28 protein-coding genes and 1 tRNA gene are annotated in these 24885 nt (G+C 61.1%); 19 read left to right on the top strand and 10 right to left on the bottom strand.

Going from position 1 to position 24885, the window contains the following annotated elements; genetic code table 11:
- Positions 1 to 137 precede the first annotated feature (137 nt).
- The gene (locus B5E41_RS02065) at positions 138 to 494 is read left to right on the top strand and encodes a hypothetical protein (protein WP_064805823.1); all 357 of its coding nucleotides are present in this window, start codon (positions 138 to 140) and stop codon (positions 492 to 494) included.
- Between the two features lie 187 nt (positions 495 to 681).
- Positions 682 to 1986 carry a nicotinate phosphoribosyltransferase gene (gene pncB / locus B5E41_RS02060; RefSeq protein WP_064800275.1) on the top strand — a complete coding sequence of 435 codons (1305 nt, stop codon included), beginning with the start codon at positions 682 to 684 and terminating at the stop codon, positions 1984 to 1986.
- Here the strand turns inward: pncB and B5E41_RS02055 are convergent.
- On the bottom strand, positions 1968 to 2207 hold the full coding sequence (locus tag B5E41_RS02055; RefSeq protein ID WP_042119143.1) for a CrpP-related protein: 240 nt from the start codon (positions 2205 to 2207) through the stop codon (positions 1968 to 1970). The two genes, pncB and B5E41_RS02055, sit on opposite strands and share 19 nt — an antisense overlap.
- Before the next feature lie 360 nt (positions 2208 to 2567).
- Entirely contained in the window at positions 2568 to 2777 is a 210-nt protein-coding gene (locus B5E41_RS02050; protein WP_064681543.1) for a KTSC domain-containing protein, read from the bottom strand.
- 221 nt (positions 2778 to 2998) lie between these two features.
- Here B5E41_RS02050 and B5E41_RS02045 point away from each other — a divergent pair, with 221 nt between their 5' ends.
- On the top strand, positions 2999 to 3199 hold the full coding sequence (locus B5E41_RS02045) for a ribbon-helix-helix domain-containing protein (RefSeq protein ID WP_245303047.1): 201 nt from the start codon (positions 2999 to 3001) through the stop codon (positions 3197 to 3199).
- A gap of 104 nt (positions 3200 to 3303) precedes the next feature.
- Here the strand turns inward: B5E41_RS02045 and B5E41_RS02040 are convergent.
- A tRNA-Ser gene (locus tag B5E41_RS02040) sits at positions 3304 to 3393 on the bottom strand.
- Positions 3394 to 3620: 227 nt separating this feature from the next.
- Here B5E41_RS02040 and B5E41_RS02035 point away from each other — a divergent pair.
- The 9 genes from B5E41_RS02035 to deoA all read left to right on the top strand — a co-directional run bounded on the left by B5E41_RS02035 (position 3621) and on the right by deoA (position 12206).
- Entirely contained in the window at positions 3621 to 3938 is a 318-nt protein-coding gene (locus B5E41_RS02035; protein WP_064800276.1) for a hypothetical protein, read from the top strand.
- Between the two features lie 310 nt (positions 3939 to 4248).
- On the top strand, positions 4249 to 5241 hold the full coding sequence (locus tag B5E41_RS02030) for a BMP family lipoprotein (protein ID WP_088390641.1): 993 nt from the start codon (positions 4249 to 4251) through the stop codon (positions 5239 to 5241).
- An 83-nt stretch (positions 5242 to 5324) separates the two neighbouring features.
- Positions 5325 to 6836, top strand: coding sequence for an ABC transporter ATP-binding protein (locus tag B5E41_RS02025; RefSeq protein WP_088390639.1), 1512 nt, complete (start codon positions 5325 to 5327; stop codon positions 6834 to 6836).
- Between the two features lie 7 nt (positions 6837 to 6843).
- The gene (locus tag B5E41_RS02020) at positions 6844 to 7947 is read left to right on the top strand and encodes an ABC transporter permease (protein ID WP_088390637.1); all 1104 of its coding nucleotides are present in this window, start codon (positions 6844 to 6846) and stop codon (positions 7945 to 7947) included.
- A gap of 10 nt (positions 7948 to 7957) precedes the next feature.
- The gene (locus B5E41_RS02015) at positions 7958 to 8929 is read left to right on the top strand and encodes an ABC transporter permease (protein ID WP_088390635.1); all 972 of its coding nucleotides are present in this window, start codon (positions 7958 to 7960) and stop codon (positions 8927 to 8929) included.
- Between the two features lie 2 nt (positions 8930 to 8931).
- Positions 8932 to 9321, top strand: a complete 390-nt coding sequence (locus tag B5E41_RS02010; RefSeq protein WP_088390633.1) for a cytidine deaminase — start codon at positions 8932 to 8934, stop codon at positions 9319 to 9321.
- The gene (locus tag B5E41_RS02005; protein WP_088390631.1) at positions 9318 to 10124 is read left to right on the top strand and encodes a purine-nucleoside phosphorylase; all 807 of its coding nucleotides are present in this window, start codon (positions 9318 to 9320) and stop codon (positions 10122 to 10124) included. The genes B5E41_RS02010 and B5E41_RS02005 overlap by 4 nt, the downstream gene beginning before the upstream one ends.
- Positions 10121 to 10897 (top strand): deoxyribose-phosphate aldolase, encoded by a 777-nt coding sequence (gene deoC / locus B5E41_RS02000; RefSeq protein WP_088390629.1) that lies wholly within the window; start codon positions 10121 to 10123, stop codon positions 10895 to 10897. Before B5E41_RS02005 ends, deoC begins: the two co-directional genes overlap by 4 nt.
- A 1-nt stretch (position 10898) precedes the next feature.
- On the top strand, positions 10899 to 12206 hold the full coding sequence (gene deoA, locus B5E41_RS01995) for a thymidine phosphorylase (protein ID WP_088390627.1): 1308 nt from the start codon (positions 10899 to 10901) through the stop codon (positions 12204 to 12206).
- 6 nt (positions 12207 to 12212) lie between these two features.
- Here the strand turns inward: deoA and B5E41_RS01990 are convergent, their stop codons facing one another.
- From B5E41_RS01990 to B5E41_RS01960, 7 genes are all read right to left on the bottom strand, one after another.
- Complete coding sequence (locus B5E41_RS01990) at positions 12213 to 12782, bottom strand: TIGR02281 family clan AA aspartic protease (RefSeq protein ID WP_088390625.1); 570 nt, start codon at positions 12780 to 12782, stop codon at positions 12213 to 12215.
- 125 nt (positions 12783 to 12907) lie between these two features.
- Complete coding sequence (gene upp / locus B5E41_RS01985) at positions 12908 to 13537, bottom strand: uracil phosphoribosyltransferase (protein ID WP_020920114.1); 630 nt, start codon at positions 13535 to 13537, stop codon at positions 12908 to 12910.
- Between the two features lie 129 nt (positions 13538 to 13666).
- Positions 13667 to 14635, bottom strand: coding sequence for an adenosine deaminase (locus tag B5E41_RS01980; protein ID WP_088390623.1), 969 nt, complete (start codon positions 14633 to 14635; stop codon positions 13667 to 13669).
- Positions 14632 to 15852, bottom strand: a complete 1221-nt coding sequence (locus B5E41_RS01975; RefSeq protein WP_088390621.1) for a phosphopentomutase — start codon at positions 15850 to 15852, stop codon at positions 14632 to 14634. The genes B5E41_RS01980 and B5E41_RS01975 overlap by 4 nt, the downstream gene beginning before the upstream one ends.
- 103 nt (positions 15853 to 15955) lie before the next feature.
- A complete protein-coding gene (locus B5E41_RS01970) occupies positions 15956 to 16537 on the bottom strand; it encodes a TadE/TadG family type IV pilus assembly protein (protein WP_088390619.1) in 582 nt (193 codons plus the stop codon).
- Positions 16537 to 17172, bottom strand: coding sequence for a TadE/TadG family type IV pilus assembly protein (locus B5E41_RS01965; RefSeq protein WP_088390617.1), 636 nt, complete (start codon positions 17170 to 17172; stop codon positions 16537 to 16539). Before B5E41_RS01965 ends, B5E41_RS01970 begins: the two co-directional genes overlap by 1 nt.
- Before the next feature lie 113 nt (positions 17173 to 17285).
- Complete coding sequence (locus tag B5E41_RS01960; RefSeq protein WP_064809269.1) at positions 17286 to 17696, bottom strand: pilus assembly protein N-terminal domain-containing protein; 411 nt, start codon at positions 17694 to 17696, stop codon at positions 17286 to 17288.
- 380 nt (positions 17697 to 18076) lie between these two features.
- Here B5E41_RS01960 and B5E41_RS01955 point away from each other — a divergent pair, with 380 nt between their 5' ends.
- The 7 genes from B5E41_RS01955 to B5E41_RS01925 all read left to right on the top strand — a co-directional run bounded on the left by B5E41_RS01955 (position 18077) and on the right by B5E41_RS01925 (position 24881).
- A complete protein-coding gene (locus tag B5E41_RS01955) occupies positions 18077 to 18265 on the top strand; it encodes a Flp family type IVb pilin (RefSeq protein ID WP_088390615.1) in 189 nt (62 codons plus the stop codon).
- A gap of 124 nt (positions 18266 to 18389) precedes the next feature.
- A complete protein-coding gene (locus B5E41_RS01950) occupies positions 18390 to 18902 on the top strand; it encodes an A24 family peptidase (protein WP_088390613.1) in 513 nt (170 codons plus the stop codon).
- 109 nt (positions 18903 to 19011) lie between these two features.
- The gene (gene cpaB / locus B5E41_RS01945; protein ID WP_088390611.1) at positions 19012 to 19827 is read left to right on the top strand and encodes a Flp pilus assembly protein CpaB; all 816 of its coding nucleotides are present in this window, start codon (positions 19012 to 19014) and stop codon (positions 19825 to 19827) included.
- Positions 19828 to 19838: 11 nt separating this feature from the next.
- The gene (locus B5E41_RS01940) at positions 19839 to 21335 is read left to right on the top strand and encodes a type II and III secretion system protein family protein (protein WP_088390609.1); all 1497 of its coding nucleotides are present in this window, start codon (positions 19839 to 19841) and stop codon (positions 21333 to 21335) included.
- Positions 21332 to 22084 carry a CpaD family pilus assembly protein gene (locus tag B5E41_RS01935; RefSeq protein ID WP_088390607.1) on the top strand — a complete coding sequence of 251 codons (753 nt, stop codon included), beginning with the start codon at positions 21332 to 21334 and terminating at the stop codon, positions 22082 to 22084. Before B5E41_RS01940 ends, B5E41_RS01935 begins: the two co-directional genes overlap by 4 nt.
- A gap of 14 nt (positions 22085 to 22098) precedes the next feature.
- Positions 22099 to 23376 (top strand): CpaE/TadZ family protein, encoded by a 1278-nt coding sequence (locus B5E41_RS01930; protein ID WP_088390605.1) that lies wholly within the window; start codon positions 22099 to 22101, stop codon positions 23374 to 23376.
- A gap of 32 nt (positions 23377 to 23408) precedes the next feature.
- Positions 23409 to 24881 (top strand): TadA family conjugal transfer-associated ATPase, encoded by a 1473-nt coding sequence (locus tag B5E41_RS01925; protein WP_088390603.1) that lies wholly within the window; start codon positions 23409 to 23411, stop codon positions 24879 to 24881.
- Positions 24882 to 24885 lie beyond the last annotated feature (4 nt).

The following is a 24885-nucleotide window of genomic DNA, read 5'->3' as shown; positions in this document are numbered from 1 at the left end:
TCTCGCGCCAAAGCTGCGGCGGTTTGGCTATTCCCAAGACCGCGGCGCGTTTGAGCCCGGAACCTTCCAGACGGCCACCCGTTTTCCTTGCGAAGTTCTTTGCGGCCGGTTCGGCCGCCAAGGCAGCGAAGGAGACGATGATGGCGCATCAGACCGAAACACGCTGGGAAAAATCCGACGGAAAACTTCACAAGGAACAGCAAATCCCGCCGGTCAAGGCAAAGCAGGGGCGTATGGGTTATCGTATCCTGACCGTGCTGCTCGTGGCGCTGATCCTTGCTTTCGTGGTCTGGATTCCAGTCGAGATCTGGGGCCGCCGCGAGGCGAACGAGGTGGCGCCGCAGCAGCCCGGCCAACAGCTCCAGCAGCAGCAGTCGGACGCAGCACGCGCGCCGACCATGCAGAATGGCAATGCGGTCCCGACCGAGACGCCGCAAACGGCGCCGGCCCCGAATACCGCTCCTGTGGCCCCGGCTCAACCTCCGGCCCAATAGGCGTTCGACAGATAATTTCCCGCATCCCGTCGCCGCCATGCGGCGGGATGTTTATGTTTTGTCTGGACTTTCTTCGCCGATTTTTCGATAAGAAGGCGCACGAGCCGGTTTCGTGCGCCGGCCCGGAACTTGGCAGCACCTGGGAATTTGGCAGCACCTGACCGGAGTGGACAGGGGCAGGAATCTCATGGCCAAGACCGATATCGCGAGACGCGTCTACAATCACGCCTGGAAACTCGACCCGATCATCCGCAGCCTGATCGATACCGATTTCTATAAGCTGCTGATGCTGCAGATGATCTGGAAGCTCTATCCTGATGTGAACGCCTCCTTCACCCTGATCAACCGCACCAAGCGCGTACATCTCGCCGAAGAGATCGATGAGGGCGAATTGCGGGAGCAGCTCGATCATGCGCGCACGCTACGGCTCTCCAAGAAGGAGATGATCTGGCTGGCGGGTAACAGTTTCTACGGCCGCGCGCAGATCTTCGAGCCGGAATTCCTGGCCTGGCTGTCCAATTTCCAGCTCCCTGAATACGAGCTGTCGAAGAAGGACGGGCAATATGTGCTGGACTTCCATGGGTCCTGGAAGGAAACCACCATGTGGGAGATCCCGGCGCTCGCCATCGTCAACGAGCTGCGTTCGCGTTCGGCGATGAAGGCGCTCGGCCCTTTCACGCTGGATGTGCTCTACGCCCGCGCCAAGGCGAAGATGTGGTCGAAGGTCGAGCGGCTGAAGGAATTGCCCGGCCTGCGCATCTCCGATTTCGGCACCCGCCGCCGCCACAGCTTTCTCTGGCAGCGCTGGTGCGTCGAGGCGCTGAAGGAAGGTATCGGTCCGGCCTTCACCGGCACCAGCAATGTATTGCTGGCGATGGATTCCGATCTCGAGGCGGTCGGCACCAATGCCCACGAACTGCCGATGGTGGCAGCCGCCCTGGCGCAGACCGATGAGCAACTGCGCAATGCCCCTTACAAGATCCTGCGCGACTGGAACAAGCTCTATGGCGGCAACCTGCTGATCGTCCTGCCGGACGCCTTCGGCACCGCGGCCTTCCTGCGCGACGCCCCCGAATGGGTCGCCGACTGGACCGGCTTCCGTCCGGACAGCGCGCCACCGATCGAAGGCGGTGAAAAGATCATCGACTGGTGGAAGAAGATGGGCCGCGATCCGCGCCAGAAGCTGTTGATCTTCTCCGACGGTCTCGATGTCGACGCCATCATCGACACTTACCGGCATTTCGAAGGCCGCGTGCGCATGAGCTTCGGCTGGGGCACCAACCTGACGAATGATTTTGCCGGCTGCGCGCCGACGGAAATCTCAGGCCTCAATCCGATCTCGATCGTCTGCAAGGTCAGTGACGCCAACGGCCGTCCGGCGGTAAAACTCTCCGACAATCCGCAGAAGGCGACCGGCGAACCGGCGGAGGTCGAACGCTACCTGAAATTCTTCGGCGCCGAGGATCGGGTCGATCAGACCGTCCTGGTATAGGCACGAGGTGAGGCGCGGCCATGATGGGGCGCATCGATATGCCCCGCCATCGCATCCTCGATCGACCAGCCGAAGCGCCAGGCGTCGAACATCGAATACCATTCCTGAAAATCGGTGATCGGCAGCACATCCGGCTTCGACATCGGATTGTCCGCCAGGCTGCGGCCGCGAGCACGATCGCGCACGCCACGCTCCTGCATCTCAAGCAGATTCTCGAACATCATCACCCGGCCTCCCTTTCCATGGGTTTATGCAATCATGCTAATGAAGCATTGTCGAGTCCGGATGTGAGCATTCCGGTTTTTCACAGGATTAGCCCCATTTCGCTATTTCAAGGCGATCGCACCCGACCTCGGATCGATCTGGCGAAACGGATAGGGCGTGACGGGGAGGCCCGGCTTCCTGGCTGGGGTCCGCCACCGAGCCTCCCGGCTGACCGAATCTCTGAAAGCGGCAGCACTGACAATTGCCGCTTTCCGCTCGCGCCGATCCAACGGTGATGAAGGCGAAAGTTAACCAGTGGTTAATATCCACCGGCCCCGTCTCAATCCGGCGCAATCCCCAGCTGAACCCGACGGGTTTCAGGCGGCCAGTCTGCGAAACCGCGTTCTGATCCGGTCGAGGTAATAATGTCCGGGAGACGGCGCCGCCGTCATCGCATGGGCTTCCGAGGAGGGCACGCCTTCGAACAGACGCTCCTCGCCGTTCTTGAAGCAGATCCTGAGCCGGCCGTCTTCCTGGCTGAAATAGACGGATTTGATGATCTTCGACTTCACCGAAAGTTCTTCCACCTGTTTTACCTCTGTTTTTGGTTTGGCAGAACCTAAACCCAAACGTGCAAAGACGCGGTGAAGCAGCGTGGTAAAAATTCAGGAATCTTTCTGGTCAGCGCTACACTTCATTTCGTGGGATCGAGCCTTCGCTTCCTTGCAGACTGTGGAAGAGCGTGCCGTGCGGCGACATCTGACAGACTTTGCCAAACAATCCAAATTTCGTGAAACGGAGACCTGAAATGGCGACTATGAATGTATCCCTGCCCTATTCGAGCGGTTATGTCCGCGACCTTATCCGGAAACATCAGGAGCGAGACGACAAGATCGCCGCTATGCAGCGCTTTGTCGATGAGGGCTTGAAGAGCGGCATCGGGTCGCGGTCGAAAGACGATCTGTTTGGGGCTGCGCGGGCGCGGGTGGAAAGCCCTCGCGGCAATTGATGATGGGCTTTCGCCTTATGGAAGAAGCGGAAGAAGACGTGATCGGCATAGCCGAAGCGGGCCCCGTCTATATGGTTCAGCGCAGGCTCGGCCAGATGTGAAAATGGCGGACAGGGAGGGATTCGAACCCTCGGTACGCTTTCACGTACACACGCGTTCCAGGCGTGCGCCTTAAACCACTCGGCCACCTGTCCTTTGGCGTTCGCGCCCGGATAGGTGCAAATCGTCGGAACGGCGCGATATATACCGATGAATTTTTGCCGATCAACCCAAATCTAACAGTTTTTTGACTTCTTCCGATAAAACTCCGCTCGGCCCATCCCATTGTGCTTCACCTCAGCGATGACTATGTAATTCTCAAGGTGGAGTATGGCGCGGGCTCGCCGGAATTATCCGGCATACCGAAGCGTCGGAGGGATTGATGCGTTTCCTGTTGCGTCTGGCGAGTCTTGTCGCACTTGCGGCAGCCGTTATTGCCGGGACCATCGATTCGATCCAGTCGGTTGCCGCCTCCGCCGTGATCATGACGCCGATGTCGGATGCCTGGCAGGATGTGAGCCCGGACACGCTGACGTCGCTGCAATCCGCGCTTTCCTACTATATCCACCCGCGCTTCTATGCCTTCATATTTCAGTGGCTGATGCTGCAGCCGGCCTTTGCGGTTTTTCTGGTGATCGCGCTGCTTCTTTGGATGGTCGGCTACAAGAAACCGCAAGTGTCAGGCCGCTTCATCGCATAGCCGATCGGTTTGAGCCGGTGCGATGCGGCGAAGGCCTGATATGGCCCTCTGCGGCTTTGGCATCTGCCGGCGGATTGGCTAGAAAAACTGCAGCCTTGATGGGGGAATGTCCAAAAAACAACCGGGAAGAACTGATTTTCAGCAATCGCTGCAAATCTTTACCGCCTGAAAAATTTCTGGTGAATTTTTCCGTGAGCCATGCAAGGATGCGCGCAGCCAGGCCTCCGGGGGGAGGTCGGTGGTTCCGCAGACATGTCCGAAAAGGGCTTGCGGGAGGACCCCTAACGAATAGCAACAACAGGGCTGCACAATGAAAAAATCCCTTCTCACTCTCCTTGCCGTGGCTGCCATGTCGACGACGGCGCTTGCCGCCGATGTCAAGCCGGCGCTGGTTTACGGCACCGGCGGGAAGTTCGATAAGTCTTTCAACGAAGCGGCCTATAACGGCGCCGAGAAGTTCAAGGCCGAGACCGGCATCGCCTATCGCGACTTCGAGCCGACCGGCGACACGCAGGGCGAACAGGCCATCCGCAACTTCGCAAGCCGCGGTTTCAACCCGGTCGTTGCCGTGTCCTTCGCCTGGACTTCGGCCATCGAGAAGGTCGCAGCCGAATTCCCCGATACCAAGTTCATCATCGTCGACTCTGTCGTCGACAAGCCGAACGTCCGCTCGGTCGTCTACAAGGAAGAAGAAGGCTCCTATCTCGTCGGCATTCTCGCCGGCATGGCCTCCAAGACCGGCAAGGTCGGCTTCGTCGGCGGCATGGACATTCCGCTGATCCGCAAATTCGAATGCGGCTATGAGCAGGGCGCGCGCGCCGCCAAGGCCGATATCCAGGTTTTCCAGAACATGACCGGCACGACGGGCGCTGCGTGGAATGACCCGGTTCGTGGCGGCGAGCTCACCAAGAACCAGATCGACCAGGGCGCGGATGTCATTTACGCGGCAGCCGGCGCCACCGGCCTCGGCGTGCTGCAGACCGCGGCCGACAACAAGAAGCTGTCGATCGGCGTCGATTCCAACCAGAACCATCTGCATCCGGGCTCGGTCCTGACCTCGATGGTCAAGCGCGTCGACCTCGCCGTCTACAACGCCTATACCGACACCAAGAACGACAAGTTCACCGCTGGCGTCCAGGCGCTCGGCGTCAAGGAAGATGGTGTTGGCGCGGCGATCGACGACAACAACAAGTCGCTGATCACGCCGGAAATGCAGGCTGCCGTCGACAAGGCCAAGGCCGATATCATCGCCGGAACCGTCAAGGTTCACGATTACACCTCGGACAACGCTTGCCCGAAGTGATCAGCGCCCTGATGTAATATCGAGATCGGGCGTATGGCGGAGGGGATTTTCGCCATACGCCCTTTTCTTATTTGGAGCCTGCAGTGACAGATAAGCCCGCTATCGAGCTTGTCGGCATCGATAAGAAATTCGGTGCCGTCCACGCCAACAAGGACATCAATCTCACCGTTGCCAAGGGGACGATCCACGGCATCATCGGTGAAAACGGCGCCGGCAAATCGACGCTGATGTCGATCATCTATGGTTTCTACCACGCCGACAGCGGCGAGATCCGCGTCAACGGCAATCCGGTCACCATCCGTGACAGCCAGGCGGCGATCGCCGCCGGTATCGGCATGGTGCACCAGCATTTCATGCTGGTCGACAATTTCACCGTGCTCGAGAACGTCATGCTCGGCGCCGAAGGTGGCTCGCTACTGGCCAGAGGCGTCGCATCGGCCCGCGCCGAGCTCAAGCGGCTGGAAACCGAATACGGCCTCGAGGTCGATCCGGACGCACTGATCGAAGAGCTGCCGGTTGGTCTGCAGCAACGCGTCGAAATTCTGAAAGCCATGTATCGCGGCGCCGAGATCCTGATTCTCGATGAACCCACAGGCGTGCTGACGCCGGCTGAAGCCGACCACCTCTTCCGCATCCTCAAGGTGCTGCGCGACCAGGGCAAGACGATCATCCTCATCACCCATAAGCTGCGCGAGATCATGGCGATCACCGATACGGTCTCCGTCATGCGCCGCGGTGAGATGGTCGCCACCCGCAAGACGGCGGAAACGACGGTGGAGGAGCTTGCCGAGCTGATGGTCGGCCGTCGCGTGCTGCTGCGCGTGCAGAAGGGCGAAGCCAATCCGGGCGCCGCCGTGCTCTCCGTCCGCAACCTGACGGTCAAGGACAATCGCGGCGTCACCATGGTCGATAACGTCTCCTTCGACGTGCGCGCCGGCGAGATCGTCGGCATCGCCGGTGTTGCCGGCAACGGCCAGTCGGAATTGCTGGAGGCGATTGCCGGAATCCGCAAGCCTGTCTCCGGCGAAATCCTGCTCGACGGCCAGACGATCGACAGGGCCGATCCCGCCCGCCTGCGCGATCTCGGCCTCGCCCATATTCCCGAGGACCGGCACCATATGGGGCTGGTGCTGAAGTTCGAGGAATATGAAAACTCCGTCCTCGGCTATCACCGCCGTCCGGACTACAGCAAAGGGCCGCTGCTCGATCTCGAAGCGATCCGCAAGGATGCGATGGAGAAGATCGAAAAATACGATATCCGCCCGCCGAACCCGCGGCTGAAGACGGCGAATTTCTCCGGCGGCAATCAGCAGAAGATCGTCGTCGCCCGCGAAATCGAACGCGATCCGAAGATGCTGATCATCGGCCAGCCGACCCGCGGCGTCGATATCGGCGCCATCGAATTCATCCACCGCCGGATCATCGAAATGCGCGATGCGGGCAAGGCGATCCTGCTCGTCTCCGTCGAACTCGATGAGATCCGCGCCCTTTCAGACCGTATCCTTGTCATGTTCGCCGGCCAGGTCGTCGGCGAGAAGACGCCCGATGCCGGTGAACAGACCCTCGGCCTGATGATGGCCGGCATTGCCGCGTGAGGCCTTTATGAGCACTGCTTCCGTACCGCTACCGAGATGGATCAATTACGGTCTGATCCCGCTTTTAAACCTGGTCGTCGCCTTCCTGATCTCGGGTTTCGTCGTCTGGCTGATCGGCGAAAGCCCGCTCGCCGCCCTTTCGCTGCTGCTCGAGGGTGCCTTCGGCAGCGGCGAAGGCATAGGCTTCACGCTCTACTATGCAACGAGTTTCATCTTCACCGGCCTTTCCGTGGCCGTCGCCATCCATGCCGGTCTCTTTAACATCGGCTCTGAAGGCCAAGCCTACGTCGGCGGGCTCGGCTGTGCGCTGGTAGCGCTGGCGCTCGATCGTTACGTGCCCTGGTATGTGACGATGCCGCTCGCCATTGTCGGCGCCGGTATCTTCGGTGCGGCCTGGGCCTTCATTCCCGCTTTCCTGCAGGCCAAACGCGGCAGTCATATCGTTATCACGACGATCATGTTCAACTACATCGCAGCCGCCCTTATGGTCTATCTGCTGGTGCACGTGCTGATCGTTCCGGGCAAGATGGCGCCGGAAACCCGCACCTTTCTCGAGGGGGGGCAGCTTCCCAAGCTTGGCTGGGTCATGAGCATCTTCGGAGCCAAATTGGGTGCAGCACCCTTCAACGTCTCCTTCATCATCGCCCTTCTTGCCGCCTGGTTTGTCTGGATCCTCATCTGGCGCACCAAGCTCGGCTTTGAGATGCGTACACTCGGCGTGAGCTCGACGGCGGCTGCCTATGCCGGCATACCCTATGCACGCATCGTCATCATCGCCATGCTGATTTCAGGCGCGCTCGCCGGCATGATGGCGCTCAATCCCGTCATGGGCTCTTCCGCCCGTCTGCAGGTCGAGTTCGTTGGTGGCGCCGGCTTCGTCGGCATTGCAGTGTCGCTGATGGGCCGCAACCATCCGCTCGGGATCATCTTTTCCGCAATCCTTTTCGGCACCCTTTACCAAGGCGGCGACTGGATCTCTTTCGAGATGCCGAATATCACCCGCGAAATGATCCTGGTCATTCAGGGACTGGTGATCCTCTTTGCCGGCGCGCTGGAATACATGTTCCGGCCGGCAATGGTGCACGTCTACCAGCAACTGAAGCGAGCCTGAGGAGCGGACGATGGATTATTACGACATCTTCATCAACGTCCTGAGCTCGACGGTCAGGCTCTCTATTCCGCTGATCTTTACCGCGCTCGCAGGGCTGTTTTCCGAGCGCGCCGGCATCTTCGATATCGGCCTGGAAGGCAAGATGCTGGGCTCGGCCTTCGCCGCCGCCTGTGTGGCCTATCTTACCGGTTCGGCCTGGCTGGGGCTTGGCGCCGGCGTCGTTTGTTCGGTGGCGCTCAGCCTGGTGCATGGCTTTGCCTCGATCACCAATCGCGGCAACCAGATCGTCTCGGGCGTCGCGATCAACTTCTTCATCGCCGGCATCACCATCGTGCTCGGCCAAGCCTGGTTCGGCCAGGGCGGCCGAACGCCGCAGCTGGCGCCGGAGGCGCGTTTCGCGCCGATCATCCTGCCGGGCGCGGATGCCGTCCGCGACATACCGATCATCGGTCCGCTCTATGCAAGCGTCATATCGGGCAACAATATCCTCACCTATCTTGCCTTTTTCGCCGTGCCCTTCTCCTGGTGGGTGCTTTACCGCACGCGCTTCGGCCTCAGGCTGCGCGCCGTCGGCGAAAATCCGGGCGCGGTCGATACGGCAGGCATTTCGGTTGCCTGGCTGCGCTACCGCGCCGTCATGTGCGCCGGCATCCTCTGCGGATTTTCCGGCACCTATCTCGCGATCGCCCAGTCCGCCGCCTTCATCAAGGACATGTCGGCCGGCAAGGGCTATATCGCGCTTGCGGCGCTGGTTTTCGCCAAGTGGAAGCCGGTACCGGTGATGTTCGCCTGCCTGCTCTTCGGCTTCCTCGATGCTTTGGCGAACTTCATGCAGGGCAAGCAGGTGCCGCTGGTCGGTGAAGTGCCGGTCCAGGTCTTCCAGGCGCTGCCCTATATCCTGACCTGCATTCTGCTTGCCGGCTTCATCGGCGTCGCAATCCCGCCGAAGGCCGGCGGCGTGCCCTATACGAAGGAACGTTGATCATGTCCCACGACCTGTTCGAAGCCGCCCGCGGCGCCATGGCCTTTGCGCATGCGCCCTATTCGAAATTCCCGGTCGGCGCGGCGATCCGCGCCGAGGACGGCAAGGTCTATACCGGCGCCAACATCGAAAACCTCTCCTTCCCGCAAGGGTGGTGCGCCGAGCCCACGGCGATCAGCGCCATGATCATGGGCGGCGCCAGGAAGATCGTCGAAATGGCCGTGACCGCCGAGAAGCTGCCGCTCTGCCCGCCCTGCGGCGGCTGCCGCCAGAAGATCTCCGAATTCGCTGCCAAGGACACGAAGATCTATCTCTGCGATGAGGCGGGCGTGAAGAAGACCATGACGATGGAAGAGCTTCTTCCCTTCAGCTTCGAGACGGAACTCGGATGAGGGCGACGGTCGACCTGCTCGCCGCATTGCTCGGCGCGATCAAGCCGCGCCACGGAATCGTGCTCGGCTCCGGTCTCGGCTCCCTCGTTGGCCAGCTGGAAGGCGCCGTCCGTATTCCCTATCGCGATCTGCCGGGTTTTCCCATCAGCGCCGTCTCCGGCCACGCCGGCGAAGTCGTCGCCGGCCGCCTCGGTGGAAAGTCGGTCATCATGCTTTCCGGCCGCGTGCATTATTATGAGAAGGGCGATGCCAGCGCCATGCGCCTGCCGATCGAGGTGCTGAAGGCGCTCGGCGTCGAGGCGCTGATCCTGACCAATTCGGCCGGATCGCTGCGCGACGACATGCCGCCCGGCTCGGTGATGCAGATCACCGATCACATCAACTATTCCGGCATGAACCCGCTGATCGGCGAGGAGAGCGACCAGCGCTTCGTCGGCATGACCAATGCCTATGATGCAGGCCTCGCCGCGGCGATGCGGAAGGCAGCGGCAAAGCTCAAGATCGAGCTGGGGCAGGGCGTCTATATGTGGTTTTCTGGTCCGAGCTTCGAAACGCCGGCCGAAATCCGCATGGCGCGTATTCTCGGCGCCGATGCCGTCGGCATGTCGACGGTGCCTGAAGTGATCATTGCAAGAATGCTGGGCCTGAGGGTTGCGGCCGCTTCCGCTATCACCAACTATGGAGCAGGCATGACCGGCAATGAGCTCAGCCATGAAGAAACCAAGGACATGGCGCCCGTCGGCGGCGCCCGTCTTGCCGACATATTGAGAGAGATGATTGCGGCCGAAGGAAGCGAAAAATGAATAGCCATTCCATCCGGGAAACGGCGGCGGTCGCCCTTTCCCTTCTCGACCTCACCAATCTGAAGGACGACTGCACCGAGGCGCAGATCGACACGCTCTGCGCCCGCGCGCAGACGCCCTACGGCAACAGCGCCGCGATCTGCATCTGGCCGCGTTTCGTCGCCTATGCCCGCAACATCCTCGGCGCCGGCCATCCCGTGCGGATCGCAACCGTCGTCAATTTCCCCGCGGGAGATATGGAAGTGGCCGATGTCGCCGCCGAAACCCGTGAGGCGATTGCCGATGGCGCCGATGAGATCGATCTGGTCATTCCCTACCGCAAGTTCATATCAGGCAATGAGAAGGCGGTGACGGACATGGTCAAGGCGGTACGCGCCGAATGCGCCGGTCCCGTCCTGCTGAAGGTGATCATCGAGACCGGCGAGTTGAAGGATGCGGCATTGATCCGCCGCGCCTCCGAACTTGCGATCGATGCCGGCGCCGATTTCATCAAGACCTCCACCGGCAAGGTCGCCGTCAACGCGACGCTCGAAGCCGCCGACATCATGATCCGAGCCATTCGCGAAAGTGGGCGCAAGGTCGGCTTCAAGCCGGCCGGCGGCATCGGCTCAGTGGCCGATGCGGCGCTCTATCTCAGCCTTGCCGAAACCATCATGGCGCCGGACTGGGCCATGCCCTCGACCTTCCGTTTCGGCGCTTCCGGCCTGCTCGACGACATACTGGCGGTTCTGAGCGGAGCGCAGCCGGCACCGGCTGCGGCGTCGAGCTATTGAGATGATTCCGCAGGAGATCATCCGGCGTAAACGCGATGGCGAGGAACTCGATGCCGCCGATATCAGCTCCTTCATCGTGGCACTCGCGGCCGGGCAGCTGTCCGAAGGCCAGATCGGCGCCTTTGCCATGGCCGTCTGGTTCAAAGGCATGTCACGCGAGGAAATCGTGGCCCTGACGCTGGCAATGGCCAATTCCGGCGACAGGCTGCAATGGGCTGGCATCGACCGTCCGATCGCCGACAAACATTCGACCGGCGGCGTCGGCGATAATGTCTCGCTGATGCTGGCGCCGATCGCCGCCGCCTGTGGCCTCGCCGTCCCGATGATCTCCGGGCGAGGCCTCGGTCATACCGGCGGCACGCTCGATAAGCTCGAATCCATTCCGGGCTATAGGATCACCCCTGATGCGGAGCTCTTCGGCAAGGTGGTGAAGGAGGCGGGATGCGCCATCATCGGCCAGACCGGAAGCTTGGCGCCCGCCGACGGCAGGCTTTATGCCGTGCGCGACGTCACCGCCACCGTCGATTCCATTCCACTCATTACTGCCTCCATCCTGTCGAAGAAGCTCGCGGCCGGGCTTGAGACGCTGGTGCTCGACGTCAAGCTCGGCAACGGCGCCTTCATGGCTGACCGCCGTCAGGCGGAGATGCTGGCGCATTCCCTGGTCGAGGTGGCGAACGGCGCGGGCGTGAAGACCTCCGCCTTGATCACCGACATGAACGAGCCGCTCGCCGATTGCGCCGGCAATGCCGTCGAGATGCGCAACTGCCTGGATTTCCTGGCGGGCAGGAAGACTGGCACGCGGCTCGAGACCGTGGTTTTTGCCTTTGCCGCCGAGATGCTGGTGAAATCGGGCATTGCCGCTTCCTCTGAAGAAGCCGATGCGATGGCGCGCCGAGCGCTGTCATCGGGACAGGCTGCCGAAACCTTCGGGCGTATGATATCCATGCTCGGCGGACCGGCCGATCTCGTCGAAAATCCGGAGAGATATCTGGCCAGGGCGCCGGTCGAAAAAGAAGTGCCGGCCGCCCGATCCGGCTGGCTTGCCGCCTGCGACACGCGCGGTATCGGCATCAGCGTCATCGATCTCGGCGGCGGCCGCCGTCATCCGGCAGATCGGATCGATCACCGCGTCGGTTTCTCCGGCCTCCTGCAGCTTGGCACCCGGGTCAATGCGGGCGATCCGATCGCTGTCGTCCACGCTGCTGACGAAGCCGCGGCGGAAAAAGCAGCTGCGGCCCTTGCCGTGCATTATCGCATTGCTGACGAGAAGCCGGAATTGGTCCCCGTCATTGCAGGCCGGGTCTGATGCGATTTATTGTTTGAGGCTGAGCGAGCCGTCGGCGACGGAATAAGAGGCGAGTTTCTGCAGGAAGCTCATGCCGACCAGCGTGGTCGTCAGCGCGTCGTCCCTGAGCACGAAGGCCTCGACATTCCGGACGCGGATGCCGCCGATTTCGACGCGATCGAGGATCACATGCGCGGCCTTCGTCTGGCCGTTCGCCGTGTTCACACCATAGCGGAAGTCGAGCTGATTTGCGGTGTAGCCGAGCCGGCGGGCGAGTGTCTCGTTGAGGGCGACATAGGTGGCGCCGGTATCGATCAGCCCTGGCACCGGCTTGCCGTTGATCTTGAAGCTGCCGGTATAGTGCCCCTGCGCATCCGCCTGCAGGCGGATCGTACTAGTGCCGGAAGCGGGCGCCGGTGCAGCGGGCTGGCCGGCGTCAGCCGATACGTAATTGGCGGAGAGACCGTCGGCAGGTTGCTGGCTGACACTTCCAACGAAGGAAGGTACCTGTGTGGCCAGCACCGCGGCGATGCTGGCGAAAATGACGGTACGCGCGAGCATGAAACAGAAATCCTTCCTGTATAAACCCCGCTTCATGCAGGGCCTCATGCTTCCAGCTTGCTAAACCTCAAATCCTGATAACTTGCTAATATCGATAACAAAAAGGCCCGGAGCGCCGTCCGGGCCATAAAGTCTTGCGATTTGGTAAAGGAAGGCTGAAATTATTTGGTTCCGTACATGCGGTCGCCGGCATCGCCGAGTCCCGGCATGATGTAGCCCTTCTCGTTGAGATGGCTGTCGATCGCCGCGGTGAAGACCGGAACATCCGGATGCGCCGCGCGGAAGTTGCGAATGCCTTCCGGGGCGGCGAGCAGGCAGAGGAAGCGGATATTGTGGGCGCCGCGTTCCTTGAGCTTGTCGATCGCCGCAATCGAGGAATTGCCGGTCGCCAGCATCGGGTCGACGACGATGATCAGGCGCTCGGCCACGTCTTCCGGTGCCTTGAAGTAATACTCGACCGGCTGCAGCGTCTCGTGATCGCGATAGACGCCGATATGCGAGACGCGGGCGGAAGGCACGAGATCGAGCATGCCTTCAAGCAGCCCATTGCCGGCGCGCAGGATCGAGGCGAAGACCAGCTTCTTGCCTTCCAGGATCGGCGAGTCCATCGTCTGCAGTGGCGTCTCGATCGTTGCCATGGTCAATTCGAGATCTCGGGTTACCTCGTAACAGAGCAGCGTGGAGATTTCGCGCAGCAGGCGCCGGAAACTTCCCGTCGATGTCTCCTTGCGTCGCATGATGGTGAGCTTGTGCTGCACAAGCGGGTGATCGATGACCGTGACGCCGTCCATGGGGAAGCCTTTCATTCTTTCTATCGAATGTTTCTTTCACGGAAATTGGCCCGACCGCAAGAGTGCAGCCGAATTTGCGCCGATCTTCCCCAACCTCCGGAGTCCTTCACGGTCAAGAAAGGCTCAGCCTCAAAGGCGGGAGAGCAGCGCCTTCCGCGTCTCCTCGTCGACGAAGGCCGCTTCGATCGCTGTGCGCGTCATGGCGTCGATCTCCGCATCGCTGAAGCCGAAAGCTTCAGCGGCGAGCGCATACTCCCGCTCGAGCGACGTACGAAAAAAAGGCGGATCGTCCGAGCTAATCGTTACCTGCACCCCCGCTTCCTTCAGCCGGCGCAGCGGGTGCGAAGCGAAATCGGGAAAGACCCTGAGCGCGATATTGGAGCCCGGGCAGACCTCTAGCACAGTGCCGAGATCGGCAAGCCGCTTCACCAGATCGAGATCCTCGATGGCGCGCACGCCATGGCCGATGCGGGCGGGGCGCACCGCATCGAGCGCATCGGCGACGCTGAAGGCGCCGCAGACCTCGCCGGCATGGATGGTGAGCCCGAGGCCGGCATCGCGGGCGATATCGAAGGCTCTGATATAATCGGCGACACGGCCCATGCGCTCTTCACCGGCCAGGTTGAAGCCGGTGATCAAGGGATTGCCGGCTTTTGCCGCATATTCGGCCGCTCCGATAACGCTCTCCGGACCGAAATGCCGTTCCCCGGTGACGATCAGGCGGGCCTCGATGCCGCTTTTGGCCTTGGCCCGCCGGATGCCTTCACAGACGCCGGATATATACGCATCTGCGCCGAGCCCGATGCGCTTGCCGTGGTCGGGCGACACGATGAGTTCGCTGTAGATCGTGTTGATGCCGGCAAGTTCGTCGAGATAGGTTTCGGTCAGAAGCGCATAATCCTCCTCCGTCCTGTAGACCTCGGAAACCTTGTCGTAACATTCCAGAAAACTTGCGAAATCGTGCCAGACATAGGCACCGTCGCGAAGCTCGCCGCTGATGTCGACGCCGTATTTCCGCGCCTGCGCCTCGGTCAATACAGGCGGTGCCGCACCCTCCAGATGGCAGTGCAGCTCGACCTTCTTCAAATGCGATGTCACAGAAAACTCCTTCCGTGCGGCCCGGCCGGAATGCCGAGATGCCGTGCAATGCTTTCGCCGATATCTGCATAGGTGCGGCGCACCCCGATCGAACGCGACCGGATGCCGGGGCCGAAGGCGATAATAGGCACGCGCTCGCGCGTATGGTCCGTGCCGCGCCAGGTCGGATCACAGCCATGATCGGCGGTGAGCACGACAAGGTCGCCGGGCTTCAGCTTCTTGTGGACTTCGGGCAGGCGCGCGTCGAAGGCTTCGAGGGCTGCGGCATAGCCCGGTACATCACGGCGATGGCCGTAATTCATGTCGAAATCGACGAAATTGGTGAAGACGAGATCGCCGTCCTCGGCCGCGTCGATCGCCGAGAGCGACGCATCCATCAGCGCCTCGTTGCCTGTCGCCTTGATGACGCGCGAAATTCCCTGATGGGCGAAGATGTCGCCGATCTTTCCGACCGCATGCACGTGCCGCCCGTGCTGGAGAAGCCTGTCGAGCAAGGTCGGTTCTGGTGGCAGCACCGAAAAGTCGCGCCGGTTTCCGGTACGCTGGAAGGTGGACGCCGACTGGCCGATGAAGGGCCGGGCGATGATGCGGCCAATATTGTAGGAATCGAGCAGCCCGCGGGCGATACGGCAGAAGGTGAGCAGCCGCTCGAGGCCGAAATGTGCTTCGTGCGCGGCGACCTGAAAGACCGAATCCGAGGAGGTATAGCAGATCGGTTTGCCGGTGCGGATATGCTCCTCACCGAGACGGGCGATGATCTCAGTTCCCGAGGCATGGCAGTTGCCGAGAATGCCGGGCACATCGCCGGCTCGGCACAAGGCTTCTATCAGTTCCGGCGGGAAGGCGTCGCCCTCCGTCGGGAAATAACCCCAATCGAAATTGACCGGGGTTCCCGCGATCTCCCAATGGCCCGAGGGCGTGTCCTTGCCGCGGGAAATTTCGTTGGCGGTCCCATAAACGCCGTAGACCTTCTCTGGAAGTGGCATGCCGGCCGGAAACTGACCGGAGGCCGCGCGCGCGATATGCATCAGCCCAAGCTCGGACATGTTCGGCAGGCAAAGCGGCCCGCTGCGAAGCCCAGCGCGGTCTCCGGCACCGGCGGCGCAGAATTCGGCGATATGGCCGAGCGTGTCGGCGCCCTCGTCGCCGTAGGCTGCCGCATCCGGCGCCCCGCCGACGCCGAAGGAATCGAGAACGAAAAGAAAGGCGCGCGCCATTTTACCCCCGAAAGGACCGATCGCCGGCCTCCGGACCGTCGGAGGCTGAAGCCCACGCATATAGTGCCGCGCCTGGCTTGGCAAATTCGCGATGGGGAAGGGGTCAGCAGTCGCCGCAGAGGATCGAGTCGCCTTGCCGCTGCCGGTAGAAGTAACTGCGGCTGATGGTAATCGTGCGCATCCCATCCGGCATGAAGTTCGGCGCGAACAGGAACATCGTATAGGGGATGCTGAGTTCGGTCCGAACGAGGAAGCTGTTTGCCGTCTTCATATCGGCCGGCACGTCGCTCACGGTCGCATTCTTGCCGTAAGGCGTCGTTCCGTCCTGCGCCCAGGACCAGAGTACTTTCGCATTGGCGCCGGCGTCGATCGAAATTCCGGTGATTTTCAGCGTCAGCGATGTTGAATTGTAGGGCACGAACATCGCCGTTGCGACCGACGGCATCTGCGCGAGTGCGCTCTTCGTAACGGATTGCTGCTGGGTGACGAGGTCGGCGATCGAACCAGCGGCGCGTGTCGCGCGCTTGCTGACGCTGAGGCCGATCGTGATCTCGAAAGCGCCGATATAGAGCATCACGAGCACGGGAAAGAGGATCGCGAATTCGATCGCTCCGGCGCCCTTGCGCTCTCGCGCCAGCCGACGCGCCTGCTGTACCAGTCTGGTGAACGGGTTGCGCATCGCCATTATGGATACTGCTCGTTCTGGAAGGCGGAGGTTGCGATAATCAGATATTGCGTCGGCATCGAACCGTCGGACGGACGGATGGTCGTGATATAGGGCCGGACCAGATCCGTGATGATTTCCCATCGATAGTAGGCGCGCAGCATGTTGATCGTGCCGGCGCCGCCAGGCGTATATTTGAAGGCCGCGGTGTTGATGTCGGCATATCGGTCACTGGAGACCTTAGGGATCGTCGTCGGAATGGCCGAGAAGGAGCTGAACGTCTGCACATCCACGTAAAGCTTGCTCGGCGTGGCGGCTTCGCTGGTCGAGCAGCTGATCAGGATCGAGATCTCGTTGCAGAACGCCTGGCGGAATTGCGTCTGGCTCATATCGGTCGTACGACCGAGATTGTAGGTGATCTGCCCGGTCCGCATCCGGCGGCTCATCGTATCGACGGCGTTGGAGACGAGTTCTTCGGCGGCGAAGGCGATGAAGGTTTCGAGGATCGCGAAGATCACCAGGAAGTAGGGGATGGCAAGCAAGGCAAATTCGATTGCCGCTGCGCCGTCGCGCGACCGGGCGACAGCGCGAAAACGGGAGAAACGGCTCGGCGCCAAGGCGCGCTCCCTATCCGTCTTCTGTTCAACTACCTTCATTGCCTGCACCCGAGCGACATCTCTGTCTGCCACACTAGGGTGCGTTCGTTGATTTTCCGTTTCAGGCCGATACGACGATTTTAAGGAATGCCAGAAGATCCGAACCGGGTCGATCAGGGTGACGTGGTGCCGGCGGCCGCTTGCTGCGCATGCTGCTCGCAATTGGGCGTGCAGGACAGCACGGAGCGCTCGGTCTGCCGGTAGACGCGCACCGTGTTGCCCTCGTCTATCGACACAAGGATGCGCTCGTCCAGGATCGCATTGCCGTCGGCATCCAGAAGAACCAGATTGGTGGTGCCGAAGCTGCGTCCCGTCAGCACGATCGTCTTGGCATCGGCTACGGTCGCGTCGGCGACCTGGGCGTTGCCGACGATGACCTTGCTGACGGGGCGGTCGAGCTTCAAGACGCGCGCGTGATCCATATAGACGCGCAGCATGTCATCGTCTGCGGCCGAGGAAACTCCCGAAATACCGGAAACGGCGATCATGCCGGCAAAGAAAATGGTTTTGCCGCTCGATGACATTTGGTCCTCTTTCACGATCACAGCGCAATAGGCGCATAGAATGGAAAAAAATGGTGAATGAAGCCTTAAACTCGCCATGCTGTTTCGCGGTGAAGCAGGATGATCTGATTTGGCACGGGCTCCGGGTGGCGCAGGTTCCGACTGAATGCAGTACCTGTGCTATTTCGATAAGAATCCCGCTGGCAACCTCTGAATATCGTTAAACATTGAGAGAAATGAATAAGGTAAAGCTTACCCTGCTGAAGCGTATAGCGGGCTTCACAGGCTGTTAACTCTTTTTCTTAAGCCGCTGGAAACGCCCATTCATTAGATTGCGGTTCATCCGATCAACGGCAACAGTTGGCGGACGTGCTGAACATCAACTGGAGTTAGGAGTACCCATGACCAAGCTTTTTAGCCGTTTTCTGAAGGACGAATCCGGCGCGACCGCAATCGAATACGGCCTGATCGCAGCCCTCATTTCCGTAGCACTCATCGCCGGCGCCACGACCCTCGGCCAGAAGATCGGCAACACATTCAACGGCCTGAGCACCAAGATGACGAACGCTGAGACCGCGAGCGGCGGCTGAGTTAGGCCTTACCGGGCGGCGTCGGTATAATGTCGGCCGGATTTGCTTCGGCGAAACTTTCGAGCGGGCTCACAGGCTTAACGGCCGTGAGCCTTTTCGTGTCTTACTATGATCGGGTATACGCATGATCGCAGCTGCAGTCTTCGTGATACTGCCACTCTGCCTCGCCATGGCGGCCTTTTCGGATCTGTTCACCATGACGATTCCGAACCGTGTTTCCCTGATCCTTATCGGCTCTTTCTTCGTTCTTGCGCCGTTTTGCGGCCTGGGCTTCCAGATGATCGGCATGCATCTGGCCGCCGGCGCGCTCGTCTTTACCGCATGCTTCGCTCTTTTTGCCTTCAATGTGATGGGCGGCGGAGACGCCAAGCTGTTGACCGCCACCGCGCTCTGGTTCGGTCTGAACGAATCCCTGCTTTTCCTGATGACCGATGTTGCCATTATCGGCGGCCTCATCACCCTGCTCATCCTGCTGGTGAGGGCACAGTCGAATACCATCCTTGCGATCGGCCTGCCGGTGCCGAACTCTTTGCTGCTCGCCAAGAAGATCCCCTACGGCATCGCCATCGCGATCGGCGGCTTCATGGCCTTCCCGTCTTCGCCGCTCTTCATCGCTGCGCTGGAAAGCTTGAAATAACCGCATTTTAAATGCCCGTTAACTTAAAATGTAAGCATTCCATTAACCATAATTATACCAATTCCTGAGCATTCTGCAGGGCGAACATATCGTGCCCTGAGGATGATCGATGAAACCGGCCCGCCTTATAATTCTCGCTGTCGCCGTGGTGGCAGCCGGCCTAGCCGGGCTCCTGGCGATGCGCATGGCCGGCAGCGGTGGCGTCGTCACCCAGGTGCAGTCGGTTATCGAGAAAGAACCCACCGTCAATATCCTCGTCTCGAGCGGCAATTTGCCGGTCGGAGCAAGGCTCGATGAGAAATCGGTGCGCTGGATGCCCTGGCCGCAGGGCGGCGTGGTCCAGGGCTTCATCACCGAGGCTGACAAGCCGGATGCGATCAAGGATCTGCAGGGCGCCGTCGTGCGTCTGCCGATTTTCGAAGGCGAGCCGATCCGGCCTGAAAAAGTCGCCGATTCCAGCAGCCGCATCCTGTCCTCGCTGTTGCCGGCCGGCAAACGCGCGGTCGCGACCGAGATATCTGTGGCAACGGGCGCCGGCGGTTTCATCCTGCCGAACGATCGCGTCGATGTCATCATGGTCCGCAAGGGTACCGAGGCCAACAAGCTCATCACCGAGACCGTGCTGAGCAATGTGCGCGTTCTCGCCATCGACCAGCAGATCCAGGAAAAGGACGATGGCTCCAAGACCGTGGTCGGCACAACCGCAACGCTCGAGCTGACCCCGGACCAGACGAAAGTTCTCGCCGTTGCCCAGCAGATGGCTGACCGACTTTCGCTCGCTCTGCGCTCCGTCGCCGATGCGCAGGAGCAGGATACCAGTGCGGCGGACTATCTGCTGAGCGGCGACAACGGCAGCGCGATCATTCAGGTCATCAAGTCGGGCTCCGTCGTGACGGATGCCGGCGCAGCGCCGAAGGCGGAGTAAAGGACGTGCAAATGGGCAATTCAACACGGCGCGCCAAGCTTCTCCTGACAGGCTGCCTTTCGCTGGCAGTCGGCGCGACCGGCATGGCACCGGCCTCTTTCGGACCGCTTCTCGTTGTCAATGAGGCGCGTGCCGCGGAAAGCCTTGTCCGCATCTCGCAGACCGGCCCCGACGCCCATCGCCGGCTGAAGCTCGGGCTGAACAAGGCCGTCGTCGTCGATCTGCCGGAGGATGCTCACGATATCCTCGTCTCCGACCCGACAATGGCTGATGCCGTTACCCGCACTTCGCGGCGCATCTACCTGTTCGGCAAGAAGGTCGGCCAGACGAATATCTTTGTCTTCGGCGCCGGCGGGCAGGAGGTCGTCAATCTCGACATCGAGATCGAGCGCGATGTCTCCGGCCTTGAAACCAATCTCCGCCGCTTCATTCCCGACTCCAACATCAAAGTCGAAATTGTCTCCGACAATATCGTTCTGACCGGCACCGTGCGCACGCCGCAGGATGCCACCCAGGCGGCCGATCTGGCGCAGGTCTTCCTGAAGGGCGGCGAAGCGACGACAAGAACCGAGACGGCATCCGGCACCGGCGGCGACAGCTCGGCGGCGCTCTTTGCCGAAGGCCGCCAGACCTCGCAGGTCGTCAACCTGCTGCAGATCCAGGGCGAGGACCAGGTCACCCTCAAGGTGACGATCGCCGAGGTTCGCCGCGAGGTCCTGAAGCAACTCGGCTTCGACAATCTCGTCTCCAATTCTTCCGGCATGACGGTTGCTCAGCTTGGCGCTCCGAGCGCTGACAGCGCCACAGCCACTGTCGGCGGTGGCCTGGCAGCGCTGTTCAAGAGCTCGATCGGCAAATATGACATTTCGACTTATCTCAACGCGCTGGAGCAGGCCAAGGTCGTCAGGACGCTTGCAGAGCCGACGCTGACGGCAATCTCTGGCCAGGCGGCAACATTCAATTCCGGCGGTCAGCAACTGTATTCGACGACCGACAGCGATGGAAACGTCACCGTCGTTCCCTTCAACTACGGTATCAACCTCGCCTTCAAGCCGGTGGTGCTCTCGTCCGGGCGCATCAGTCTGCAGATCAAGACCAACGTCTCCGAGCCGGTGGCCGGCAGCGGCAACGCCACCTATCAGCGCCGCTCGGCGGAGACCTCGGTGGAACTGCCCTCCGGCGGCTCGATCGCTCTGGCCGGCCTCATCCGCGACAATGTTTCCCAGACGATGGGCGGCACTCCCGGCGTCTCGAAGATCCCGCTTCTCGGCACGCTGTTCCGCCAGAAGGGCTTCGAGCGTCAGGAAACCGAGCTTGTCATCATCGCCACACCCTACCTGGTGCGTCCGGTGGCGCGCAATCAGCTCAACCGGCCGGATGACAATTTCAGCCCTGAGAATGACGGCGCAACCTTCTTCCTCAACCGTGTGAACAAGGTCTATGGCCGCCGCGAGGCGCCCGTCGCCGATGCGCAGTTCCACGGCTCGATCGGGTTCATCTACAAATGAGCGGGGCACGATCGGCAGCAATGGCACAGAACAGAGATCAGGCGATGGCCCATATCAATGCGACGACACACCGCCTCGGTTACTCCAGGGCGCTTTTTACCACGGCCGTCATGTCGGTGGCGATCCTTTCCGGATGCGCCGGTCCGCATGACCAGCTGACGACAGGCGGAATTCCCGACGACTACCGCGCCCGCCATCCGATCATCGTCACCGAGGCCGAGCAGACGGTGGATATACCCGTCGCCTCGACCGACCGCCGCCTGACCATCGCCCAGCGCGATCTCATCCGCGGCTTTGCTGCCAACTACATTTCACGCGCCTCGGGCCCGGTTTACGTCCTATCGCCGGAAGGTTCGCCCAATTCCGCGGCCGCCTATCAGTTGCGCAATCAGGTGCGTGCCGAACTGACGACAAGAGGGGTCGCGAGCTCGAAAATCATCAATACCTCCTATGCCGCTGCCGGCGCCGGCGATGCCGCGCCGATCCGGTTGAGCTTTACCGGCACGACGGCGATCACCACGCAATGCGGCCAGTGGCCGAAGGATATCTCGAACGATCTCGCCAACCAGAATTATTATAATTTTGGCTGCGCCTCGCAAAATAACCTCGCCGCCCAGATCGCTAATCCTGAGGACCTGGTGGCGCCTCGCGGCATGACCCCGATCGATGCACAGAGGCGCAACAACGCCATCCAGGAATACCGGACGACGTCGACGACGATCGAAGATGCCAGCGACAGCGGATTCTGAGGCGGAACGGCACGATGAGCGCAATCGAATACGAAATCAGGAATCCCAGCGAACTTCGCCACGCCGAAGAGGCGGTGCGGATGGCAGATCTGGAAACTATGCGGCCGTTGCCGCGCATCTCTGTTCACGCCTTTTGCGAAAGCGAGGCCCTGCAGCATGTCATGGAACGCTGCGCCAATGATCGGCGCATGGCGAAGGTAAGCGTGCGCATCACCAGCGGCGGCATAGCCGCTGCCGCCAATATGTTCGCCGCCGCGCCGACGCCGAACCTGATCATACTCGAGACCAAAGCCAATTCCGGAAGCCTGCTCGGCGAACTTGCGCCGCTCGCCGCCGTCTGCGACCCGACCACCAAGGTCGTGATCGTCGGCTACTACAATGATATCGGGCTCTATCGCGAACTCATCCGCAACGGCATTTCCGAATATATGGTTCAGCCGGTCGCCATGCCCGACATTCTGACGGCGATGGCGTCGATATTCGTTGATCCGGAAGCCGAACCGCTCGGCCGCAGCATCGCCTTCATCGGTTCGAAAGGCGGGACCGGCGCCTCGACCATCGCGCATAATTGCGCTTTCGGCATTTCCAATCTTTTCTCCACCGAGACTATACTCGCCGATCTCGACCTGCCCTATGGCACGGCGAATATCGATTTCGATCAGGATCCGGCGCAAGGCATCGCCGAAGCGGTCTTTGCGCCCGATCGGCTCGACGAGGTCTTTCTCGACCGCCTGCTGACGAAATGCTCCGAGCACCTTTCCCTGCTTGCCGCACCCTCGCTGCTCGACCGCGCTTATGATTTCGATGGCCAGGCTTTCCAGCCGGTGCTCGATGTCCTGCAGCGCAGCGCGCCCGTCACCGTGCTCGACGTTCCGCACGCGTGGTCGGAATGGACGCGCTCGGTGCTGGCGAGCGTCGACGAGGTGGTCATCACGGCGGTTCCCGACCTAGCCAACCTGCGCAACACCAAAAACATGCTGGATGCGCTGCGCAAGATGCGGCCGAATGACAAGCCGCCGCATCTGATCCTCAATCAGGTCGGCATGCCGAAACGTCCGGAGATATCGCCGTCGGATTTCTGCGAGCCGCTGGAGGCCGATCCGATCGCGATCATTCCCTTTGACATCAACCTCTTCGGCAACGCCGCCAACAGCGGCCGGATGATCTCGGAAGTCGATCCGAAGTCGCCGACGGCCGAGACCTTTTCGCAGATATCGCACATCGTCACCGGCCGGGTCGCCATCAAGAAGGCGAAGAAGGGCGGCCTGCTCGGCCTCCTGAAGCGGAAATAGATGACTAGAATGAAGAGATCGGATTAAGCGGCATGTTTGGAAAACGCGGAAACGAAGGTTTCGGAAAGGCCGGAGGCGCGATTGCTCCTCCGCCGCCGACCCCGGCCGCCGCCGTGGCCTCTTCTCCTGCCGTTCTCGTCGAACCGCAGCGCGAACCCTCGCGCCAGCAGGTGACACCGCCGCCGATGCAGGCGCCGCAGCGCAAACGACCGGTTCGCACCGAGGAATATTATGATACCAAGCAGCAGGTCTTTTCCGCGCTGATCGACACGATCGATCTCTCGCAGCTTTCCAAGCTCGATGGCGAAAGCGCGCGTGAGGAAATCCGCGACATTGTCAACGACATCATCACCATCAAGAACTTTGCGATGTCGATCTCCGAGCAGGAAGAACTGCTCGAGGATATCTGCAATGACGTTCTGGGCTACGGTCCGCTGGAGCCGTTGCTAGCGCGCGACGACATCGCCGATATCATGGTCAACGGCGCCGGCCAGACCTTCATCGAAGTCGGCGGCAAGACGATCGAATCGGAAATCCGCTTCCGCGATAATGCGCAGCTTCTCTCCATCTGCCAGCGCATTGTCAGCCAGGTCGGCCGCCGCGTCGATGAATCGAGCCCGATCTGCGACGCGCGCCTGCCCGATGGCTCGCGCGTCAACGTCATCGCGCCGCCGCTGTCGATCGATGGGCCGGCGCTCACCATCCGCAAGTTCAAGAAGGATAAGCTGACGCTCGATCAGCTCGTCCGCTTCGGCGCGATCACGCCGGAAGGCGCGACCGTGCTGCAGATCATCGGGCGCGTGCGCTGCAACGTCATCATCTCGGGCGGCACGGGCTCGGGCAAAACGACCCTCCTGAACTGCCTCACCAACTATATCGACCGGGATGAGCGCGTCATCACCTGCGAGGACACGGCCGAACTGCAGCTGCAGCAGCCGCACGTCGTGCGTCTCGAAACGCGCCCGCCGAATATCGAAGGCGAGGGCGAGATCACCATGCGCGATCTCGTCAAGAACTGCCTGCGCATGCGTCCCGAACGCATCATCGTCGGTGAAGTGCGCGGACCTGAAGTCTTCGACTTGCTGCAGGCGATGAACACCGGTCACGACGGCTCGATGGGCACGATCCACGCCAACACGCCGCGCGAATGCCTGAGCCGTATCGAATCGATGATCGCCATGGGCGGCTTCTCGCTACCGGCAAAGACGGTTCGCGAGATTATCTCCACCTCCGTCGACGTCATCATCCAGGCGGCGCGGCTGCGCGATGGTTCGCGTCGCATCACCCAGATTACCGAGGTGATCGGCATGGAAGGCGACGTCATCATCACCCAGGATCTGATGCGATACGAGATCGAAGGCGAAGATGCGGGCGGCCGACTGGTCGGCCGGCACATGTCGACCGGCGTCGGCAAACCGCATTTCTGGGATCGGGCTCGTTACTTCAACGAGGAAAAGCGCCTGGCCGCCGCCCTCGACGCGATGGAAGCGAAATCGAAGGAATAGGGTG

The organism is Rhizobium esperanzae, assembly GCF_002204185.1.
Lineage (GTDB): Bacteria > Pseudomonadota > Alphaproteobacteria > Rhizobiales > Rhizobiaceae > Rhizobium > Rhizobium esperanzae.
This window is presented reverse-complemented; position numbering and strand designations above follow the sequence as displayed.

What these genes read in the sequence shown, in the direction of transcription:
- B5E41_RS01960 (WP_064809269.1), bottom strand. Translation starts at nt 17,696, where the DNA reads ATGTCATCGAGCGGCAAAACCATTTTCTTTGCCGGCATGATCGCCGTT.
- B5E41_RS02030 (WP_088390641.1), top strand. Translation starts at nt 4,249, where the DNA reads ATGAAAAAATCCCTTCTCACTCTCCTTGCCGTGGCTGCCATGTCGACG.
- deoA (WP_088390627.1), top strand. Translation starts at nt 10,899, where the DNA reads ATGATTCCGCAGGAGATCATCCGGCGTAAACGCGATGGCGAGGAACTC.
- B5E41_RS01925 (WP_088390603.1), top strand. Translation starts at nt 23,409, where the DNA reads ATGTTTGGAAAACGCGGAAACGAAGGTTTCGGAAAGGCCGGAGGCGCG.
- B5E41_RS01975 (WP_088390621.1), bottom strand. Translation starts at nt 15,852, where the DNA reads ATGGCGCGCGCCTTTCTTTTCGTTCTCGATTCCTTCGGCGTCGGCGGG.
- B5E41_RS02045 (WP_245303047.1), top strand. Translation starts at nt 2,999, where the DNA reads ATGGCGACTATGAATGTATCCCTGCCCTATTCGAGCGGTTATGTCCGC.
- B5E41_RS01965 (WP_088390617.1), bottom strand. Translation starts at nt 17,172, where the DNA reads ATGAAGGTAGTTGAACAGAAGACGGATAGGGAGCGCGCCTTGGCGCCG.
- upp (WP_020920114.1), bottom strand. Translation starts at nt 13,537, where the DNA reads ATGGACGGCGTCACGGTCATCGATCACCCGCTTGTGCAGCACAAGCTC.
- deoC (WP_088390629.1), top strand. Translation starts at nt 10,121, where the DNA reads ATGAATAGCCATTCCATCCGGGAAACGGCGGCGGTCGCCCTTTCCCTT.
- B5E41_RS01940 (WP_088390609.1), top strand. Translation starts at nt 19,839, where the DNA reads ATGGGCAATTCAACACGGCGCGCCAAGCTTCTCCTGACAGGCTGCCTT.
- B5E41_RS02015 (WP_088390635.1), top strand. Translation starts at nt 7,958, where the DNA reads ATGGATTATTACGACATCTTCATCAACGTCCTGAGCTCGACGGTCAGG.
- B5E41_RS01990 (WP_088390625.1), bottom strand. Translation starts at nt 12,782, where the DNA reads ATGAAGCGGGGTTTATACAGGAAGGATTTCTGTTTCATGCTCGCGCGT.
- B5E41_RS02035 (WP_064800276.1), top strand. Translation starts at nt 3,621, where the DNA reads ATGCGTTTCCTGTTGCGTCTGGCGAGTCTTGTCGCACTTGCGGCAGCC.
- B5E41_RS01970 (WP_088390619.1), bottom strand. Translation starts at nt 16,537, where the DNA reads ATGGCGATGCGCAACCCGTTCACCAGACTGGTACAGCAGGCGCGTCGG.
- B5E41_RS02010 (WP_088390633.1), top strand. Translation starts at nt 8,932, where the DNA reads ATGTCCCACGACCTGTTCGAAGCCGCCCGCGGCGCCATGGCCTTTGCG.
- B5E41_RS02005 (WP_088390631.1), top strand. Translation starts at nt 9,318, where the DNA reads ATGAGGGCGACGGTCGACCTGCTCGCCGCATTGCTCGGCGCGATCAAG.
- cpaB (WP_088390611.1), top strand. Translation starts at nt 19,012, where the DNA reads ATGAAACCGGCCCGCCTTATAATTCTCGCTGTCGCCGTGGTGGCAGCC.
- B5E41_RS01935 (WP_088390607.1), top strand. Translation starts at nt 21,332, where the DNA reads ATGAGCGGGGCACGATCGGCAGCAATGGCACAGAACAGAGATCAGGCG.
- B5E41_RS01930 (WP_088390605.1), top strand. Translation starts at nt 22,099, where the DNA reads ATGAGCGCAATCGAATACGAAATCAGGAATCCCAGCGAACTTCGCCAC.
- B5E41_RS02020 (WP_088390637.1), top strand. Translation starts at nt 6,844, where the DNA reads ATGAGCACTGCTTCCGTACCGCTACCGAGATGGATCAATTACGGTCTG.
- B5E41_RS01950 (WP_088390613.1), top strand. Translation starts at nt 18,390, where the DNA reads ATGATCGCAGCTGCAGTCTTCGTGATACTGCCACTCTGCCTCGCCATG.
- B5E41_RS02055 (WP_042119143.1), bottom strand. Translation starts at nt 2,207, where the DNA reads ATGTTCGAGAATCTGCTTGAGATGCAGGAGCGTGGCGTGCGCGATCGT.
- pncB (WP_064800275.1), top strand. Translation starts at nt 682, where the DNA reads ATGGCCAAGACCGATATCGCGAGACGCGTCTACAATCACGCCTGGAAA.
- B5E41_RS01955 (WP_088390615.1), top strand. Translation starts at nt 18,077, where the DNA reads ATGACCAAGCTTTTTAGCCGTTTTCTGAAGGACGAATCCGGCGCGACC.
- B5E41_RS02065 (WP_064805823.1), top strand. Translation starts at nt 138, where the DNA reads ATGATGGCGCATCAGACCGAAACACGCTGGGAAAAATCCGACGGAAAA.